Source organism: Brevibacterium sp. MGP-B1, assembly GCF_057766545.1.
Genome location: NZ_CM173407.1, coordinates 1,913,576 through 1,930,468, shown reverse-complemented (window position 1 = coordinate 1,930,468; position 16,893 = coordinate 1,913,576). Strand labels below are relative to the sequence as shown.

General features: G+C 65.2%; 19 protein-coding genes. 14 read left to right on the top strand and 5 right to left on the bottom strand.

From position 1 onward, the window contains the following. Window positions 1–14: 14 nt before the first annotated feature. The gene (locus AC3CD9_RS08820) at window positions 15–548 is read left to right on the top strand and encodes a YbhB/YbcL family Raf kinase inhibitor-like protein (RefSeq protein ID WP_181271671.1); all 534 of its coding nucleotides are present in this window, start codon (window positions 15–17) and stop codon (window positions 546–548) included. Between the two features lie 92 nt (window positions 549–640). Next, window positions 641–1,756 (top strand): D-alanine--D-alanine ligase family protein, encoded by a 1,116-nt coding sequence (locus AC3CD9_RS08815; RefSeq protein WP_488367277.1) that lies wholly within the window; start codon window positions 641–643, stop codon window positions 1,754–1,756. A 57-nt stretch (window positions 1,757–1,813) separates the two neighbouring features. Here the strand turns inward: AC3CD9_RS08815 and AC3CD9_RS08810 are convergent, their stop codons facing one another. Continuing rightward, the gene (locus AC3CD9_RS08810; protein ID WP_488367276.1) at window positions 1,814–2,338 is read right to left on the bottom strand and encodes a DUF3515 domain-containing protein; all 525 of its coding nucleotides are present in this window, start codon (window positions 2,336–2,338) and stop codon (window positions 1,814–1,816) included. A gap of 32 nt (window positions 2,339–2,370) precedes the next feature. On the opposite strand from AC3CD9_RS08810, the gene thiL reads away from it, so the two are divergent. Genes thiL through rsmD form a run of 4 tightly spaced genes read left to right on the top strand, consistent with a single transcriptional unit; the run spans window position 2,371 to window position 7,795 of the window. Further along, window positions 2,371–3,405, top strand: coding sequence for a thiamine-phosphate kinase (gene thiL / locus AC3CD9_RS08805; RefSeq protein ID WP_488367275.1), 1,035 nt, complete (start codon window positions 2,371–2,373; stop codon window positions 3,403–3,405). A 1-nt stretch (window position 3,406) separates the two neighbouring features. Further along, window positions 3,407–5,038 (top strand): DAK2 domain-containing protein, encoded by a 1,632-nt coding sequence (locus AC3CD9_RS08800; protein WP_488367274.1) that lies wholly within the window; start codon window positions 3,407–3,409, stop codon window positions 5,036–5,038. Next, window positions 5,035–7,182, top strand: a complete 2,148-nt coding sequence (locus AC3CD9_RS08795) for an ATP-dependent DNA helicase RecG (RefSeq protein WP_488367273.1) — start codon at window positions 5,035–5,037, stop codon at window positions 7,180–7,182. The genes AC3CD9_RS08800 and AC3CD9_RS08795 overlap by 4 nt, the downstream gene beginning before the upstream one ends. A gap of 10 nt (window positions 7,183–7,192) precedes the next feature. Next, on the top strand, window positions 7,193–7,795 hold the full coding sequence (rsmD, locus tag AC3CD9_RS08790; RefSeq protein ID WP_488367272.1) for a 16S rRNA (guanine(966)-N(2))-methyltransferase RsmD: 603 nt from the start codon (window positions 7,193–7,195) through the stop codon (window positions 7,793–7,795). 12 nt (window positions 7,796–7,807) lie between these two features. Here rsmD and ehuA read toward each other — a convergent pair whose 3' ends face one another. The 4 genes from ehuA to ehuB are packed head-to-tail and all read right to left on the bottom strand — an operon-like array spanning window position 7,808 to window position 10,993. Continuing rightward, entirely contained in the window at window positions 7,808–8,620 is an 813-nt protein-coding gene (ehuA, locus tag AC3CD9_RS08785) for an ectoine/hydroxyectoine ABC transporter ATP-binding protein EhuA (RefSeq protein ID WP_488367270.1), read from the bottom strand. Then, entirely contained in the window at window positions 8,607–9,266 is a 660-nt protein-coding gene (gene ehuD, locus AC3CD9_RS08780) for an ectoine/hydroxyectoine ABC transporter permease subunit EhuD (RefSeq protein WP_488367269.1), read from the bottom strand. The genes ehuA and ehuD overlap by 14 nt, the downstream gene beginning before the upstream one ends. Beyond that, entirely contained in the window at window positions 9,263–10,093 is an 831-nt protein-coding gene (gene ehuC / locus AC3CD9_RS08775) for an ectoine/hydroxyectoine ABC transporter permease subunit EhuC (protein ID WP_488367268.1), read from the bottom strand. The genes ehuD and ehuC overlap by 4 nt, the downstream gene beginning before the upstream one ends. Window positions 10,094–10,114: 21 nt before the next feature. Beyond that, window positions 10,115–10,993: an ectoine/hydroxyectoine ABC transporter substrate-binding protein EhuB gene (gene ehuB / locus AC3CD9_RS08770; RefSeq protein ID WP_262776481.1), complete on the bottom strand. Its 879-nt coding sequence runs from the start codon at window positions 10,991–10,993 to the stop codon at window positions 10,115–10,117. 116 nt (window positions 10,994–11,109) lie between these two features. Between ehuB and AC3CD9_RS08765 the strand changes: the two genes are divergently transcribed. The 8 genes from AC3CD9_RS08765 to AC3CD9_RS08730 all read left to right on the top strand — a co-directional run bounded on the left by AC3CD9_RS08765 (window position 11,110) and on the right by AC3CD9_RS08730 (window position 16,892). Then, window positions 11,110–11,868 carry a GntR family transcriptional regulator gene (locus AC3CD9_RS08765; protein WP_488367267.1) on the top strand — a complete coding sequence of 253 codons (759 nt, stop codon included), beginning with the start codon at window positions 11,110–11,112 and terminating at the stop codon, window positions 11,866–11,868. A gap of 73 nt (window positions 11,869–11,941) precedes the next feature. After that, on the top strand, window positions 11,942–12,460 hold the full coding sequence (gene coaD / locus AC3CD9_RS08760) for a pantetheine-phosphate adenylyltransferase (protein WP_488367266.1): 519 nt from the start codon (window positions 11,942–11,944) through the stop codon (window positions 12,458–12,460). A 3-nt stretch (window positions 12,461–12,463) separates the two neighbouring features. After that, a complete protein-coding gene (locus tag AC3CD9_RS08755) occupies window positions 12,464–13,651 on the top strand; it encodes an MFS transporter (RefSeq protein ID WP_488367265.1) in 1,188 nt (395 codons plus the stop codon). Window positions 13,652–13,725: 74 nt separating this feature from the next. Continuing rightward, window positions 13,726–14,289, top strand: a complete 564-nt coding sequence (locus AC3CD9_RS08750) for a YceD family protein (protein ID WP_227492764.1) — start codon at window positions 13,726–13,728, stop codon at window positions 14,287–14,289. 2 nt (window positions 14,290–14,291) lie between these two features. Next, window positions 14,292–14,495, top strand: coding sequence for a 50S ribosomal protein L32 (gene rpmF / locus AC3CD9_RS08745; protein WP_025777330.1), 204 nt, complete (start codon window positions 14,292–14,294; stop codon window positions 14,493–14,495). Window positions 14,496–14,499: 4 nt separating this feature from the next. Next, window positions 14,500–15,204, top strand: a complete 705-nt coding sequence (gene rnc, locus AC3CD9_RS08740) for a ribonuclease III (protein ID WP_488367264.1) — start codon at window positions 14,500–14,502, stop codon at window positions 15,202–15,204. A 61-nt stretch (window positions 15,205–15,265) separates the two neighbouring features. Then, entirely contained in the window at window positions 15,266–16,210 is a 945-nt protein-coding gene (mutM, locus tag AC3CD9_RS08735; protein ID WP_488367263.1) for a bifunctional DNA-formamidopyrimidine glycosylase/DNA-(apurinic or apyrimidinic site) lyase, read from the top strand. 286 nt (window positions 16,211–16,496) lie between these two features. Further along, a complete protein-coding gene (locus AC3CD9_RS08730) occupies window positions 16,497–16,892 on the top strand; it encodes a DoxX family protein (protein WP_488367261.1) in 396 nt (131 codons plus the stop codon). The last annotated feature ends 1 nt before the right edge of the window (window position 16,893 follow it).

The window sequence follows — 16,893 nt, the reverse complement described above, 5'->3', positions numbered from 1 at the left end:
AACTAGGAGCACTCATGAGCGCCAACTCACCGTTCTTCAACCTTCCCGAACTTCCCACCTTCACGCTGACGAGCACCGACATCGAAGACGGTGGGGTGCTCACCGGCCCCCAGCTCTCCGGCGCCATGGGCGTGCCCGGCGGTGAGGACGTCTCACCGCAGCTGTCCTGGTCCGGGTTCCCCGAAGAGACCAAGGCCTTCGCCGTGACCTGCTACGATCCTGACGCTCCCACCGGTTCGGGCTTCTGGCACTGGGTCGTCACGGACCTCGACGCCTCGGTGACGAGCCTGGAGGCCAACGCCGGCGACCCGGCCGCCGACCTCCTGCCCAGCGGAGCCGTGACCCTGCGCAACGACGCCGGCGAACCCCGCTTCGTCGGTGCCGCCCCACCGGAGGGCCACGGACCGCACCGCTATTTCTTCATCGTCACCGCTCTGGCCGAACCGCTGGGCATCGACGAATCCGCAACACCTGCCTTCGCCGGCTTCAACATGTTCTTCAAGGGCATCGGCCGGGCGTGGCTGGAATGCACGTACGAGGCCAAGTGAGCTAAAGTCTTTCAGTCCGCGCACACCTGACCCGCTGTGCGCACCCGTGTCCGGTCCGAGTGCACGGGAGTACCACTTCAGCAAGGAAACTCATGGCAGACAACGATCACCGGCCTCTTGTCGCAGTCCTCTTCGGAGGCCGTTCGAGCGAGCACTCCGTCAGCTGCGTCACCGCGGCCGGTGTGATCGGTGCCATCGACGCCGATGCCTTCGACGTACTGCCGATCGGCATCACGAAGACCGGTGTGTGGCGGGTCGTCGACGACTGGGCGAGCATGCGCTTCGACCCGGAGAACATGCCCGAGGTCGCGGACAACGACACCGAGGTGATCCCCCCGGTCTCCGCCGACGGGTCATCGCTGCTGCACCGTGATGCCGAGGGCAATTACACCGAACTGGGTGCGGTCGACGTATTCTTCCCGCTCCTGCACGGCCGCTTCGGTGAGGACGGAACGCTGCAGGGACTGTTCGAACTCAGCGACACCGCGTTCGTCGGCTCCGGAGTGTTCTCCTCCGCCGCGAGCATGGACAAGCACTATACGAAGTCACTCATGGCCCACGCCGGAATCCCCACCTGCCCGTGGGAGCTCGTGACCGAGACGATGTGGGCCGCAGACCGCGCGGAGGCGGAGAGGCGAGTGGCCGCGCTCGGCCTGCCCGTGTTCGTCAAACCCGCCCGTGCCGGATCGTCCATGGGAGTCAGCCGGGTCTCCGAGGCGGCCGACCTCGAAGCCGCCCTGCTCGGCGCCTTCGAGCATGACTCCAAGGTCATCGTCGAACCCGAGGTCAGCGGTCGTGAGGTCGAATGCGCCGTGCTCGGTTCCGTCTATGACACGGAGCTGCGAGTGTCCTCTCCCGGAGAGATCCGAGTGAGCGGAGACCACTCCTTCTACGATTTCGACGCCAAGTACCTCGACCTCGCCGCCGCAGAGGTCACCTGTCCGGCCGATCTCGACGAGACGGTGACCGCCCGCCTTCAGGAGTTGGCCGCTTCGGTGTTCCGTCTCTTCGACTGCACCGGTCTGGCCCGCGTCGACACCTTCGTCACGGAGACCGGCGAGGTCGTCATCAACGAACTCAACACCCTCCCCGGGTTCACCCCCACCTCGGCGTACCCGTTCATGTGGGCACAGTCGGGACTCGAATACTCCGAACTCATCGGCGAACTCATCTCGATCGCCCTGATCGACCACGCCCGCGCAAAGTAGGCACTCGGGCCGCGGAGCTATCGCGTCCGCGGAGCAGCCGCGTCTTCGGCGGGCGCTCTAGCCGGCGATGTCCTCGGCCCCGACGCACTCGTTCTCCGGAGGGAACTTCGACAGGGTCGGTGAGATCGCGGCGAGCACATCGTTGCCGGACTCGGCCTTGCGATTGACGAGCACCTCGACAGCAGGGGTGCGCCCGTAGCTGGTGAACCTCCACGTCGAATCATCGTCCTCGACCGGCTTCGAGATCCAATCGACCCCGGACACGCTCACGCACTGATCCGTCGTCGGGCCGGGAGGAGTGACTCCGCAGCGCAGCACCGCGACGTTGGGATCTCCCCAGGCCTTCGTGCCCTGCGAGGAGGTGGTGCGTGCCTTCTCGCCCGAGATCTCATCGGGCAGGGTGAGCAGGATGTCGGCACACTTCGGATTCGCCGCATCCTTGGCCGGTTCGACGATGACGGTGCGCGAACACCCGGTCACTGCCAGACCGGTGAGCACCGTGGCCAGAGCGATGAAGGCGAGAGAACGACGACGGTGCGCGGGCCGGGCGTTGCGGCGCGTCGAAGCAGGGCGAGATCTCATAGGACTACCGTATCGCCCGATAACCTGGAGCCATGACCCGACTGTCCGAACTTGGCGAATCACACATCATCTCCCGCGTGCTGGGCCGCAACCCCAGCAGCACGCATGTGATCGTCGGACCCGGGGACGACGCGGCCGTGACCGCACCGGAGGGGCGACTCGTCTCGACCGCGGACATGCTCGTGGAGAACGAGGACTTCACTCGTGAGTGGTTGGACTGGGAGAAGCTCGGAGTCAAGGCGGCGGCTCAGAACCTCGCCGACGTCTGTGCCATGGGCGCGACCCCGCACGGATTGCTCGTCTCCGTCGCCGTTCCGGATGACACGGACATCGCCTGCCTCGAAGCCCTCTACTCTGGGCTCTTCGACGAAGCGGAACGAGCAGGGACGGCTTTGGACTGCACGGTGCCGATCATCGGCGGGGATCTGTCGTCCTCGGGTCTCATCGTCATCGCCATCACCGCACTCGGGACCGTGGGGGAGGAGTCCGCAATTCTGCGCTCCGGCGCCCGGCCAGGAGATTCGCTCTTTCTGGCCGGAACGGTCGGGCGAGCCGCCGCCGGGCTCGACCTGCTCTTCGCCGGAGCGCGACCTGACACCGCCGGACCGGAACTGCGCTCGCTCATCGACATCCAGCTGGCGCCACAGCCTGACTACGGTGCGCTGCGCACGGTCGGGGCCTCTGCGATGATCGACGTCTCCGACGGACTCAGCCTCGACCTCGCCCGGGTGGCGACCGCCTCGGGGGTGGGCATCGACCTTGACCCTTCCCTGTTGCGCGACCTCATCGACCCGCTGCTGCCCGCAGCCGAATTCGTGCTCGATGCCCGAGCGACTGGAGGGTCAGGCGACGGGGTCGGTGAAATCGAGGTGGCCACGACGGCAGAGGATCTGGCGCTGTCCTGGGTGCTCGACGGGGGAGAGGACCACGGCTTCGCCGCGTCTGCGCCGCCTGCCGCCGTGCCTGGAGTAGGCTGGCGGAGAATCGGTGAGATCCGCACCGGACACGATGTCAGCCTCGACGGCACACCCGTGCCGGCGAGCGGTTTCAGCCATTTCGGGAAGTGACATGAGCAACGCCATCAGCCTCAACGGTCGTCTGGCCGCCCGCTGGGCCCGCCGTGCGGTCGACCGGCTGCGCAAGGAACGCACCGAGATCGACGAGCTCAACGTCTTCCCCGTCCCCGACGGCGACACCGGCACGAACATGTACCACACCCTGCGCGCCGCCTATCTCGCCGTCGAAGAGCTCACCGGCCCCGTCACCCTCCCACAGGTCGTCGCCGCACTGGCCGCCGGAGCCGGACGCGGTGCCCGCGGCAACTCCGGACTCATCCTCGCCGTCGCTCTGCAGGGCGTCGCCGATGCCTTGGCCGGAGTCACCGTGGCCACCGCCGACGCCATGGCCACCGCCCTGGAGACCGCGTCCGACCGGGCGCGGGCCGCTGTCGCCCGACCCGTCGACGGCACCATGCTCACCGTGCTCGACGCCATGGCCACCGAGGCCCGCGAACGCGCCGACGACGGAGCCTCTCTGATCGACGTCATCGCGGCCGTGCGGGAACGCTCCCGGTCGGCGCTGCGTGAGACCACCGGACAGCTCACCGTGCTGCGCGAAGCCGAGGTCGTCGACGCCGGATCGACGGGCATCGTCGAACTCTTCGACCTCCTCTACGCCACCGTCACCGGCCGCACTCCTCAGGATTCGATGCTCGCCGAGGTGGCCCGTGCCCCGAAGATCATCCACGAAGCCACCGCCGACGAACTCGAGATCGTCGCCATCCTCTCCGACACCCCCGCGGATGCACTCGCCGCGGATCTCGACCGCCTCGGCGGGACCTCGATCGTCATCAACGCGGCCAAGGTCCACGTCCACGTCGCCGACGAAACGACCGCCGCGACCGTCATCGACCGCCTCGGCGAATATGGGATCGCCCGGCTCGATATGGAAGACCTGCGGATGCACGAGGAAGAGGGCGAGACGAAGCTCATCGCCCTGGTCAAGGGCACGGGACTGCTCATGCACACCGCGCTCAACGGGGCCACGGCGCTGACTCCGGAGGTGGGGGACCTGTTCGAGACGATGACCGAACTCATCGCCGCCGAGGACCGGGAGGTCATCGTCATCCCCAGTTCCACCTCGGCGCTGAAGTCCCTGGCCGGGCTGGGGGCGCACGTCGTGCGCTCTCGCAACGTCGGCACCCTGCTCTCGGCCTTGGCCGTCTACGATCCCTTCGCTCCGGCGGGGGAGATCTTCGCGGATATGACCGAAGCGGCCGCGGGGACCAGGGTGGGCACCATCTATTCGGCCGATCAGCTCGCCACCGACCCGCCGACGGGGATGCTGCCGGTGATCCGCGAGGACGAAGGATCGACCGCGGGCGGCGTTCCGGGTGTGGCCACGGATGATCGTCCGAGCGGGGGCACGGCAGTGGCGGCTCATCCGGCACAGTTCTACCGGGTCTTCATCGAAGGCCGCGCGAAGACCCAGAGCACGGAGCTGCGGACCCTGGTCGAGAAGCTCGCCGATCGGCTGCTCGGGGCCGGGGGAGAGCTGCTCACCGTCGTCCACGGACCCGACTGCGCACCGGAGGTGCTCGACCACCTGCGTGACTGGATCCAGAAGTCACATGAGACCGTCCACTTCCAGGACATCGCTGCCAGAGACTCCGGGGTGCTCGTGATCATGGGGGTCGAATGACGACCCGGCTCGAAGACAACTTCCGGCCGGCCGATCGGAAGAACTTGGCCCAGCGCGGGGTGCATTCGGTCACCGACCTCTTTCGCTTCTTCCCTCGGCGCTACCTCGTCCCCGGGGAGCGCACGGAACTCGGGGATCTGCCCCTGGGGGAGACCGCGATCATCCAGGCTGAAGTCATTCGGGTGGAGACCCGGCGGATGAAGCAGCGGAAAGGCACCATCACCGAAGTCATCGTCCATGACGGAACACAGTCGATGAAGATCGCTTTCTTCAACCAGCACTGGTTGGAGAAAGCGCTGAAGCCGGGACTGACCGTCGTCTTCGGCGGCAAGGTGGAATCGTTCCGCGGGCAGCTGACGCTGGCGTCTCCGGTGTGGCTCAACCGCACCGAGGATGACCATGAGTGGACACCCGAGGACCTCAACTCGCCGTTCCCCATCTACCCGGCTGTGAAGAAGATCGCGCAGTCCCGGCTGTGGAGTTCGATCAAGACCCTGCTCACCGTCGCTGGGCCCGAGGAGTTCGAGGACCCGCTGCCGAAGGGACTGCGGGAGGCACATGAACTGCCGGATCTGCGCACAGCGCTGGAGGACATGCACCGGCCGCGGAAGATCGAGGACGTCGAACGGGCCCGGCTGAGGTGGAAATGGGAAGAGGCACTCGCCCTGCAGACCGAATTCGCCGCCCGCAAAGCGAAGCTGGCCGACGAAAAGGCGACGCCGCTGCTCACGCAGGGGACGAAGAGCCGCCGATTCGACGAAGACCTGCCCTTCACCCTCACCGCATCCCAGGTCAGGGTCGGTGAGGAGATCGCCGAGGACATGGCCGCAGACCGGCCGATGCACCGGCTCCTGCACGGTGACGTTGGTTCCGGTAAGACCCTCGTGGCACTGCGGGCCATGCTCACTGCGGTCGACTCCGGTGCCCAGGCCGCCATGCTCGCCCCCACCGAAGTGCTCGCCACTCAGCATTTCCATTCGATCCAGACATTCCTCGACGAGCAGATGGCGCTGTCGCCGCTGCTGGCCGATGACGACCAGGTGACGGTGGCGCTGATGACCGGGTCGATGCCGGCGAAGGACCGTCGCGAACTCGCCCTCGACCTCGTCGCCGGCAACATCGACATCGTCGTCGGGACGCATGCGCTGCTGTCGGAGTCGACGATGTTCTCAGATCTCGGTCTCATCGTCGTCGATGAACAGCACCGCTTCGGTGTCGAACAGCGGGAAGCGCTGCGCGCGAAGGGCGGGGACACCACCCCGCACACTCTCGTGATGTCGGCGACGCCGATCCCGCGCACCGTGGCGATGACCGTCTTCGCCGACCTCGATATCTCGACCTTGAACGAAATGCCGGCCGGGCCGAAGGACATCGCCACTCATGTGGTGCCGATCGTCGACCATCCTGCGTGGTACGTCCGGGTGCGGGAGCGCATGCGGCAGACCGCCGAGGCTGGGAAGGGAGTCTTCGTCGTCTTCCCGCGGATCGAACCGACGGACATCGAAGATCCGGAATCCGGGGACGTCGTCGGACAGAAGCAGGGTATCGAGGACATCACACGGAAGCTGTCTGAGACCCCGGAACTGGCTGGTCTGAAGTTCGGTCTGCTGCACGGTCGGATGTCGACGGCGGAGAAGGACCGGGTGCTCGCGGACTTCGTCAGAGGCGACATCGAGATCCTCGTCTCGACGACGGTCATCGAGGTCGGCGTCGACGTGGCGAGGGCGACGATGATGGTCATCATCGAAGCCGAGAACTTCGGTGTCGCACAGCTGCACCAGCTGCGCGGACGCGTCGGCCGTGACGGCAGCTCGGCCCTGTGCTTTCTGCTCACCGAGATGAGTGCTGAGGACGAGAGCTATGGACGGCTGCAGGCGGTGGCCGAGACGCTCGACGGTTTCGCTCTGGCCGAATACGACCTCGACGCCCGAGGCGAAGGCGATGTGCTCAGCGGTTCCCAGTGGGGTGGGTCGTCGCTGCGGCATCTGTCGATCCTCCGCGACTCCGAGATGGTCGCCGAAGCGAAGACGATCGCTGAGCAGATCGTCGCCATCGACCCCACTCTCGAGGCGGTGCCCGCGCTCAAGGCCTTCATCAGGCGCGTCCTGCCCGAGGACGACGCCCACTTCATCGAGGCAGGCTGAGGGAGCAGATATGAGAATCATCGCCGGCGCACACAAAGGCGCCAAACTGGCCTCCCCCTCGGGGGCGAACACCCGGCCGACGTCCGACCGGGTCAAGGAGTCCCTGTTCTCCATGCTCGACGGCTACGGGGTGCTGCACGCAGCGAACGTCCTCGACCTCTTCGCCGGTTCCGGTGGACTCGGCTTCGAGGCGATGTCGCGGGGCGCAGCACAAGTCGACTTCGTCGATTCCTCCCTGGCGGCGACCCGTGCTCTGGAATCCAATGCGGACAAGCTCGGTCTCGACCATTCGGCCGAAGTCCACACTGGGGACGTGCTCCACTTTCTCGGCGGACTGCCGGGACCGGAGAATCCGGAGTCACGTGTCTTCGACCTCGTGTTCATGGACCCGCCCTATCCGTTGGGGGAGGACGCTGTCACGCAGATCCTCAGGCGTCTGCGAACGCACTTGGACATGGAGTCCATCGTCGTCGTCGAACGTGCCGCGCGTTCGCCGGAGCCGACGATGCCCGACGGGCTCGAGGTATTTCGGGCGAAGACCTTCGGCGAGACCGCGATCCACTTCGTCCAGCTCGTCGGGGAGGACGTTGCTGACGACTCAGAAGAGGCGTGAAGCCGCAGAGGACTAGAGCACGCTGGAGAGGAATTTGCGCGTGCGCTCGTGCTGCGGGTTGTTGAAGATCTGATCCGGCGGGCCCTCTTCGAGCACCTGACCGCCGTCGAACATCATCACCCGGTGCGAGACGTCGCGGGCGAACTGCATCTCGTGGGTGACCAGCAGCATCGTGATGTCCGTGGTCTCGGCGATATCGCGCAGAACCCCGAGCACATCCCCGACGAGCTCGGGGTCAAGGGCGGAGGTGACCTCGTCGAGGAGGAGGATCTCCGGGTTCATCGCCAGCGCGCGGGCGATCGCCACACGCTGTTGCTGACCGCCGGAGAGACGAGTCGGGTGAGCGTCGGCCTTGTCGGCCAATCCCACCCGTTCGAGCAGTTCCTTGGCTTCCTTGGTCGCTTCTGCCTTGGACTTGCCGAGCACATGGACGGGAGCTTCGATGATGTTCTCGAGCACGGTCATGTTCGGGAACAGGTTGAATTGCTGGAAGACCATCCCGATGCGCGTGGTCATCTCACGCGTGCGCTTCTTCGGCAGTTCCACGCGTTTGCCGCCGCGGTCCTCGTGAGTCAGCGGCTGACCGTCGACGAAGATGTATCCGCCGGTGAGCTCTTCGAGCGTCATCACCAGGCGCAGGATCGTCGTCTTGCCCGAACCGCTGGGCCCGATGAGGGTGACGCGTTCGCCGGGAGCCACCGTGAAGTTGAGGTCCTTGAGCACGGTGGTCGGTCCGAAGCTCTTCTCCACATCCTTGAACTCGATCGCCGGTGTGCCTGCGCCGGGAGTGGAGGAATTGGCTGGGGTGTTATCAGTACTGGGCAAGGCGTCGGTCCAATCTCTGAATGAGCAGTGAGGTCGGGTAACTGGCGACGAGGAAGATGATTCCGGCCAGAGTGAAGGCTTCGGTATAGGCGAATTTCGCTGCTCCGAACTGCTGCGCCGAGGTGACGAGCTCGACCACGGAAATCGCGAACAGGAACGGTGTGTCCTTGAACATCGCGACTGCGTAGTTTCCCAGCGAGGGGATGGTCGCACGCAGAGCCTGCGGCAGCACGACCGCGGTGAAGGTCCTCACCGGCGGCAGGGACAGTGCGGTGGCAGCCTCGAACTGGCCCGGCGGCACCGAATCGATCCCGGCACGGTAGCTTTCGGACATGTACGTCGAATAGTGGATGCCGATGACGATGAAGCCGATGACGAGCGCCGGAACATCGACCAGGCCCGGTATGCCCGCGAAGATGTAGTAGACGAAGATCAGCTGCACGACCAGCGGCGTGTTGCGGACGAAGGCGACGAGCAGTCGGACAATCCAATTGATCCAGCGCGGCAGTCCGCGGATGGCCACGGCGATGATGAGACCGAGGACCGTGGCGATGATCGTGCCCACGACGGTCGCGATGAGCGTGTTGACGAAGCCGCGGAGCAGGATCGGCAGTGCTTCGGCGGCGAATTCCCAGTTCCAGATCACAGGCGGCCCCCTTGTCCCGAAGCGGGTCCAGACTCCGGACCTGTCCCGAGTCCGTCGCCGCCGCCGTCATCCGCGACAGCGTGTGAGGTCAAGCGGTCCTTGCGCACGGCATCTGCGCGAGCGAGGCGACGGGCTTCACGACGATCGGTGCGCGAGTTCGGCCGCCTGCGTCCCAGAGCGGCCGTGGCTCTGCGTTCGAGGAAGTTCATGAACTCCTGGATCAGCCAGGCGATGACGAAATAGATGATGAGGCCGACGGTGAAGGCGAAGTACGTGTCGTTCGTGGACTGACGCAGCTGCGTGATCTTGTCGGTGAGGTCCTGGAGAGTGATGAATGAGACGACCGCGGTGCCCTTGAGCAGCTGAATGAGCAGTGTGGCCAGCGACGGGATCATCAGGGCCCAGGCCTGCGGGAAGATCACGCGGATCATCCGCCGGGTGGGGGAGAGGCTCAGGGCGATGGCGGCCTCCCACTGCCCTTTGTCGACGGTGGTGATCGAGGAACGGACCACCTCGGCGGAATAGGCGCCGTAGTTGAGCGCCAGCGCCCCGATGCCGCAGATCATAGGATCGAGCTCGACGCCGAGGAGCGGGAAGACGTAGAACAGCCAGAACAGCTGCACGAGCAGGGAAGTGCCGCGGAAGAATTCGACGATGATCCGGGCAGGAACTCGCAGCCACGCGTGTGTGGACGTCATCGCGAGCCCGAGAGCGAGCGCTATGATGACGGCGCCGAGGCTTCCGACGACCGTGAGGATGATCGTCACCCGAACTCCCTCCCACAATTGTGGGAGGAAGTTCAGCAACGTCGTGAGGTTTTCGGTCATGGTGCTTCAGTTCGCGTCGGCTCAGGAGTCAGCGGTGGGGAGTTCGCCCTTGCAGAGCTGATCGGTCGTGATCGAACCGTCGGGACGCTCCTCCTTAGTGAAGCCGTAGTCCCCGACGATGTCGAGGTAGGACTTCTCGTCGGAGACGATCTTCTCCAGGGCCTTGTTCCATTCGTCGCGCAGCTCGTCGTCACCGGTACGGAACACAGTGGCACCCGCTCCGACCTGCGGGACTCCATCGATCTCCTGGACGAAGGATTCGCTGACTTCGACGTCGGCGTCCTTGTTGTTCTTCGCCATCCAGTTGAGCGAGATCCCCGTGAGGGCGAAGACATCGGCGCGCCCGGTCGTCACAGCGTCCATGCCGTCCTGTGGGGTGCCGACCTGCTGAGCCTTGATGCCCAGGCTCTCCGCGTAGTCGGACTCGATGGCACCGGTCATGGTGGCGAGCTTGAGGCCCTTCTCCTTGACGTCGTCGAGGGTCTTCATCCCTTCCTGCTTGCCCTTCTTCGTCATCAGAGCCGTGGTGTACATGAACTCGGGGTCGCCGAAGGCGGCCTGTTCGCAACGGTCGGGAAGAATCGACATGCCCGCAGAGATCGCGTCGAAGCGCTCGGCGTTGAGACCTGGGATGAGGGAGCCGAACTCAGTGTTGACGCCTTCGACGTCGTCGACGCCGAGCTCCTTGAACACGGCCTTGGCCAGAGCCACGGACGCTCCCTGGAGTTCACCGCCCTCTTCGAAGCTGTACGGGGCTTCACCGGCGAAGCCGACGGAGATCTTTCCATCGTCGATGGCCTTCTGCAGAGTCGACTTGTCGGAGTCGCTTCCACCGCAGGCACCGAGGGTCAGCGTCAGCGCGAGAATCGATGTCGCGGCGGCCAGTCCTTTGAGTTTCATGTGCTGTTCCTTCCTTGAACGTCGACACATCATCGTGACGTGCGTCTCTGAAACAGTATTCAATACTCATGTTGTCCGAATGTCACACTGTCTGACAACGTTATATGATCGTGACCGTGACGAATCCTCCGACTTCCGAGCTGCCGGTGCTGCGCAAAGTGGTCCGCTCTTCGACGATCGACCTCATCGTCGATCAGATCCGCAACGCCATCTACTCCGGTTCGCTCGAGCCCGGTCAGTCGATCAGCGAAGTGCGCACGGCCGAGCTGCTTGAAGTCTCACGGCCGTCTCTGCGGGAGGCCCTGCAGCGTCTCATCAGCGAAGGAGTGATGACGCATGCTCCCGGACGCGGTGTGCATGTGAGACGGATGCGCACGGCCGATATCGACGATGTCTATGCCGTGCGCGAGGCGATCGAATCGCAGGCGGTCAAGCTCGTCATTCGGCGTGGTTTCGCTACCTCCCGGATCAGCCGCGCGCTGAGGGAGCTCGAGCGTGCGATCGAGGAGAACGTCGCGCGCTCGATCGGCGACGCCGACCTCAACTTCCATCACTCGATCGTCGCGTGCTCCGGATCGGCACGGCTGACCGACCTCATGAAGGTCTCGATGGTTCACACCCGTCTGCTGTCGCTGTCGGAGACGCGCGGCTACGAGGTCCGCTGCGATGTCCTGGACAGTCACAAGAACCTGGCCGAGGCGGTCGCCGCCGGTGACGAACCCCGCTCCCTTGCCATCGTCGCCCGGATCATGGCCGAGGCGGCCTCCCGTCTGCACGGGCCCGGCGACGGTTTCGACGCCCAGCTCGTCAGAGGCCACGACGATGAGTCGGCCGCCGATGACCAGTGGCTGCGACTGCGTGAGCAGGCGCACTGACGGTTGTGGCCCCTCGAGTGTCCGTCACCCGGATCTGCCCGCCTCTGATCGGGGCAGACGATACGATGAGGGCATGAAGGTCGTCTGTCCCGGTTCCTATGACCCGATCACCATGGGTCATCTCGATATCATCGCCCGCAGCTCTCGGATGTTCGAAGAAGTCGTCGTGGCAGTGGTCCACAATCCTTCGAAGTCCGGTCGCTTCGACCCGGAGGTCCGTGCCGACCTCATCCGCCGGTCCCTGGCCGAAGACGAACGCACCCGGGATGCTCAGAACATCACGATCGACCTCGTCTCCGGGGGCCTCCTCGTCGACTACTGCACCAGCATCGGCGCTCCCGCCGTCGTCAAGGGCCTGCGGTCGGGCACCGACTTCGCCTACGAACTGCCGATGGCGCTGATGAACAAGCACCTGTCCGAACTCGAGACGATCTTCGTCCCCGGTGATCCGAAGTTCGAGCATGTCTCCTCCTCACTCATCAAGGAAGTCCACGCAGGCGGCGGGAACATCGAAGGCCTCGTCCCCACCTCGGTGCTGGAGGCATTGGGCGGCCGCGGACCCGCGGACGCGATCGACGACAGCGTCGTCTGAGGGATGAGCGCAGCGACTCCAGCCAACCGGGCCTGGTTCCCGGGCCTCGTCATCCACACCGTCATCGCGCACGCGACGTACAACGGCGTCCGCGTCCTCATCTCCTACCGCACTCTGGAGCTCGGCGGATCAGGAGTCGTCCTCGGACTCATGACCGCGGTGTACTCACTCGTCCCGCTGCTCACCGCGCTCTTCGTCGGCCGTCTTGTCGACCGCGGGTACGCCACAGCGGTGCTGTGGGTCGGCACCGCTCTGTCGATCCTGCCCGTCGCGCTCGCGGCCACCGCACCCAACCTCGGCGTGCTCCTCGTCGCCACGATGAGCCTGGGCTTCGGCCAGCTGCTCACCACGGTCGCCTCCCAGGCGCTCATCCCGCAGAGCTTCCCCGCCTCGAAGCTCACCGCGAAGTTCGGCCACCTCACCCTCGGGGTCTCGATCGGACAGACCATCGGACTGCCCCTGGCCGGCATGGTCGCCGACGCCACCTCGGGGGATGCCGCGATCACGAACGCGCTGTGGTTCATGACCGCACTGTCCGCGCTCACCCTCATCGCCGCCGTCATCGTCATGCTGCGGGGCCGCACACCCCACGTCTCCCGCGCCGAGGCGGCCGAAGGCGCCATCGCCCCGCTGGCTCTGCTGTCGGTGCGGGGGATGAAGCCCGCGATCTTCGCCTCCATGGCCACGCTCGCCGCCGTGGACCTGATGACCGCCTACCTGCCGCTCATCGGTCAGCAGAACGGACTGTCGGTGACGACGGTGACGTGGCTGCTCGCGGCACGGACCTTCGCCTCGGTGATCTCCCGGCTCTTCATCGGTGTCCTCACACGGAAGTGGCGGAATCTCTCGCTGCTGTGGACCGCCTCGGCGGCGGCTGGGCTCTGTGTGGTCCTCATCCCCGTGCTCAGCCAACCGTGGACGCTGGCGATCCTGCTCACGATCGCAGGCTTCTGCTTCGGTCTCACCCAGCCGCTGACGATGACCTGGGTGTCGACGCTCTCGGATCCGGCGAACCGGGCCGCGGTGCTGTCGATCCGACTGGCGGGCAACCGACTCAGCCAGGTCGCGATCCCATCGGCCGCCTCGGCGCTCACTGTCATCGCCGGTTCCGGGATCGTGTTCACGATCTCCGGCGCACTGCTCCTCCTGGCCGGCGGCGTCACCTGGCGCAACCAACACGAGAAATGGTGAGCAGGAACACCTGCGCGGCGGGACGGGCCCGATTGGTAATGGCCGCTGACAATGATTAGAATGGTGAGTCGCGTGTGAACGCAGGAGCGACATCCTCAAACGCACCAGGAGGACAGGGCATGAAGAACAGATCTGAATTCGTCTATGATCTCAGATCCATGGGACTGCTCGGTCATCCGGGTGAGTGGGAACGGGTGAACACCACCTTGTCGGCTCCAGCGGATCTCAAGATCGAAGTGATCGGGGTTGCGGAAGGTTCACCACTGACGCTCGAGCTCATGTTCGAGAGTGTGTCGGAGGGAATCTACGTGTCGGGCACAGTCTCGGCGACGGCCCGCGGCGAAGACGCGAGGACGCTCGAACCCATCGAGCTGCCTATAGATGTGGACATCCAGGAGATGTACGTCTATGAGCAGGCCGAAGGGGACGAGGACTCCTACGTCATCGACCGGGATCAGCTCGACCTCGAGCCCGCGATCAGAGACGCCGTCGTGATGGCTCTGCCGTTCAATCCCTCGCGGGATGAGAGCGAGGAGTTCAGCTACACCTTGGGGGAGGACCTCGAGGTGGACGAGGACGAATCCGAATCGCCGTTCGCATCATTGAAGAATCTGTTGGAAGAGAAGAAAGAGAGCTAGACGTGGCTGTTCCGAAGCGTAAATTGTCGCGCAGCAACACCCGCCACCGTCGTTCGCAGTGGAAGGCCAAGGCTCCGAACCTGGTCAAGACTGTGGAGAACGGTCGCGTTGTGTACTCGCGCCCCCACCAGGCCAAGGTCGTCGAAGACGCAGCCGGCACCCCGCTGTACCTCGAGTACAAGGGCCGCAAAGTCGCTGACGTCTGAGACTGTGGACACTGATACCACAGCAGCACTGCAGAAGAGTCTCGGGATCGATATTGATCCCGAGACTTTTCGTCTCGCGCTCACGCACCGCTCCTTCGCCTTCGAGGCCGGTGGCATCCCCACCAACGAGCGCCTCGAGTTCCTCGGCGACTCCGTTCTCGGCCTCGTCGCCACCGAGTCGCTGTTCTACGACAACCCGGACCTGCCCGAAGGCCAGCTGGCCAAGATGCGCTCGGCCGTCGTCAACACGCGTGCCCTCGCGTCGATCGCCCGCCGGTACGGCATCGGCGAGCACATTCTGCTGGGCAAGGGTGAGGAGCTGACCGGAGGCCGGAACAAGGACTCGATCCTCGCCGACACGGTCGAAGCGCTCATCGGCGCGACCTTCGTCTCCCGCGGACGCGAAGAGGCCTTCGCCTTCGTCCACCGTCTCATCGACGGAATGCTCGACGACGCGGTCAATCTCGGCGCCGGGATGGACTTCAAGACCACCCTGCAGGAGGCGGCTGCCGACCTCGACCTCGGTGCCGTGAGCTACGAGATCACCTCGGCGGGTCCCGACCACGCGATGGTCTTCACCGCCACCGCGATGCTCGGGGCGAACAACTGGGGCGCCGGCGACGGTTCCTCGAAGAAGGCCGCAGAAGCCGCGGCCGCCGAGGTGGCAGTCAAAGCCATCCGCACCATCTACCCGGACTACCGGCGCTGAGCCTCACCGTGCTCTCTTTGTGCGCTCACGGGCGCATGCCTGATCGAATCGAGGGTCACTGATGCCTGAGCTTCCCGAGGTCGAAAGCGTCCGTCGCGGCGTCGACGAATGGACGGCCGGGACCACGATCACCGGCGCCGAGGTGGCCGACCCCCGAATCCTGGGCACGACGTCCCAGCGGCGCATCGATCCGTCCGCGGTCTCCGGGTTCGCTTCGGCCGTGACCGGGGCGCACATCCTTAGGGCCGAACGGCGCGGGAAGTTCATGTGGCTGAGCCTGGGAGACGGGACTGATCTCTCCACTTCGGACTCGGTCGCTTCATCTGTGCCGAGGCCCGAACTCGGCATCCTCGTGCATCTGGGCATGAGCGGACAGCTGCGCATCCACTCGCCCGGCGATGAGATCCACCGCCACACACGGGCGATTCTGCATCTCTCGGACGGTGGAGGACAGCCACGCGAACTGCGGTTCGTCGACCAACGGATCTTCGGCCATATCGGCGTCCAACCTCTCGTCCACGGGTACGGACGGCTCGTCCCCGCCTCGGCGATCCACATCGCCCCGGATCCGCTGGAGCCCGCATTCGATCCGGAACTGGTGGTTGCGGACCTTGCGAGGAAGCGCACGGCGATCAAGGCAGCGTTGCTCGACCAGACGCTGGTCAGCGGAATCGGGAACATCTACGCAGATGAGGCCCTGTTTCGGGCCGGGGTGCATCCCTTGGCGACACCCGCGCGGACACGGAAGAGCCGCCTCGTCGCGGTCCTCGAATCCGCGACGAAAGTCATGAGCGATGCCCTGGCCGTGGGCGGGACGAGCTTCGACGCTCTCTACGTCAACGTCAACGGCGAATCCGGATACTTCGATCGCGCCCTGCTCGTCTACGGGCGCGGGGGACAGGAATGCGTGCGCTGCGGGACCGAGATCGTCAAGATCACCGTCAGCGGGCGCGGAACTCACTACTGTCTTGTGTGCCAGAAGCCCCCGCGGTACCGTCTGCGGTGACGACGCTGGGGTGATCCGGCCTCCGTGTCTCCGGCACGGTGCACTCCAGCTGCCGAGAGCATCCTGCACCGTTGCTCGCAGTCCCTCGCCTTCGCCGCAAGTCCTACAGTGAACGGTCCATCGGTCATCGGCAGAGGCATTATGCACCGTTGCAACGCGGTGAGATGAAACTCAGGGTGAGGGATGCCGGGCAGGAGAGGCTGTCGAGACCTCTGGCCTCAATGCAGTGAAGCGTAGACTCGGACGAGAGATCGCCAACTCGGCGCTCAGGCGGAGAGGAATGCTCATGTTCACGGTTCCAACGATCGCTGCAGCGATAGTACTCCTGCTCGTCAGGGCGGTTCTGACGGTGGCTTTCGTCCGCGAGTTCATGGTCAAGGCCAAGGATATTCCGCAGTTCGCCAAAGCGGATGGGCTCAACGTCCCGACCGCATGGTTCGTCACCATCGCCGAGCTCGCCGCCGCAGTCTCATTCGCCACCGGCGTCCTCGCCCAATGGGCCGGTCTCGGCGTCGTCGTGCTCATGCTCATCACGACGAGCCTGCACGTCTTCAAATGGCACTCGAAGTACTGGGCCTCGGCGGGCGGTCCCGAATACGACCTGCTCCTGCTGGTGCTGGCCGCCGTCATCACCGCATTCGGCACCGGACCGATCGCCATTCCGACGCTGTTCGGAATGTAGC

Coding starts and splice junctions, on each gene's coding strand:
- AC3CD9_RS08820 (WP_181271671.1), top strand. CDS start 15: ATGAGCGCCAACTCACCGTTCTTCAACCTTCCCGAACTTCCCACCTTC.
- AC3CD9_RS08815 (WP_488367277.1), top strand. CDS start 641: ATGGCAGACAACGATCACCGGCCTCTTGTCGCAGTCCTCTTCGGAGGC.
- AC3CD9_RS08810 (WP_488367276.1), bottom strand. CDS start 2,338: ATGAGATCTCGCCCTGCTTCGACGCGCCGCAACGCCCGGCCCGCGCAC.
- thiL (WP_488367275.1), top strand. CDS start 2,371: ATGACCCGACTGTCCGAACTTGGCGAATCACACATCATCTCCCGCGTG.
- AC3CD9_RS08800 (WP_488367274.1), top strand. CDS start 3,407: ATGAGCAACGCCATCAGCCTCAACGGTCGTCTGGCCGCCCGCTGGGCC.
- AC3CD9_RS08795 (WP_488367273.1), top strand. CDS start 5,035: ATGACGACCCGGCTCGAAGACAACTTCCGGCCGGCCGATCGGAAGAAC.
- rsmD (WP_488367272.1), top strand. CDS start 7,193: ATGAGAATCATCGCCGGCGCACACAAAGGCGCCAAACTGGCCTCCCCC.
- ehuC (WP_488367268.1), bottom strand. CDS start 10,093: ATGACCGAAAACCTCACGACGTTGCTGAACTTCCTCCCACAATTGTGG.
- ehuB (WP_262776481.1), bottom strand. CDS start 10,993: ATGAAACTCAAAGGACTGGCCGCCGCGACATCGATTCTCGCGCTGACG.
- coaD (WP_488367266.1), top strand. CDS start 11,942: ATGAAGGTCGTCTGTCCCGGTTCCTATGACCCGATCACCATGGGTCAT.
- AC3CD9_RS08755 (WP_488367265.1), top strand. CDS start 12,464: ATGAGCGCAGCGACTCCAGCCAACCGGGCCTGGTTCCCGGGCCTCGTC.
- mutM (WP_488367263.1), top strand. CDS start 15,266: ATGCCTGAGCTTCCCGAGGTCGAAAGCGTCCGTCGCGGCGTCGACGAA.
- AC3CD9_RS08730 (WP_488367261.1), top strand. CDS start 16,497: ATGTTCACGGTTCCAACGATCGCTGCAGCGATAGTACTCCTGCTCGTC.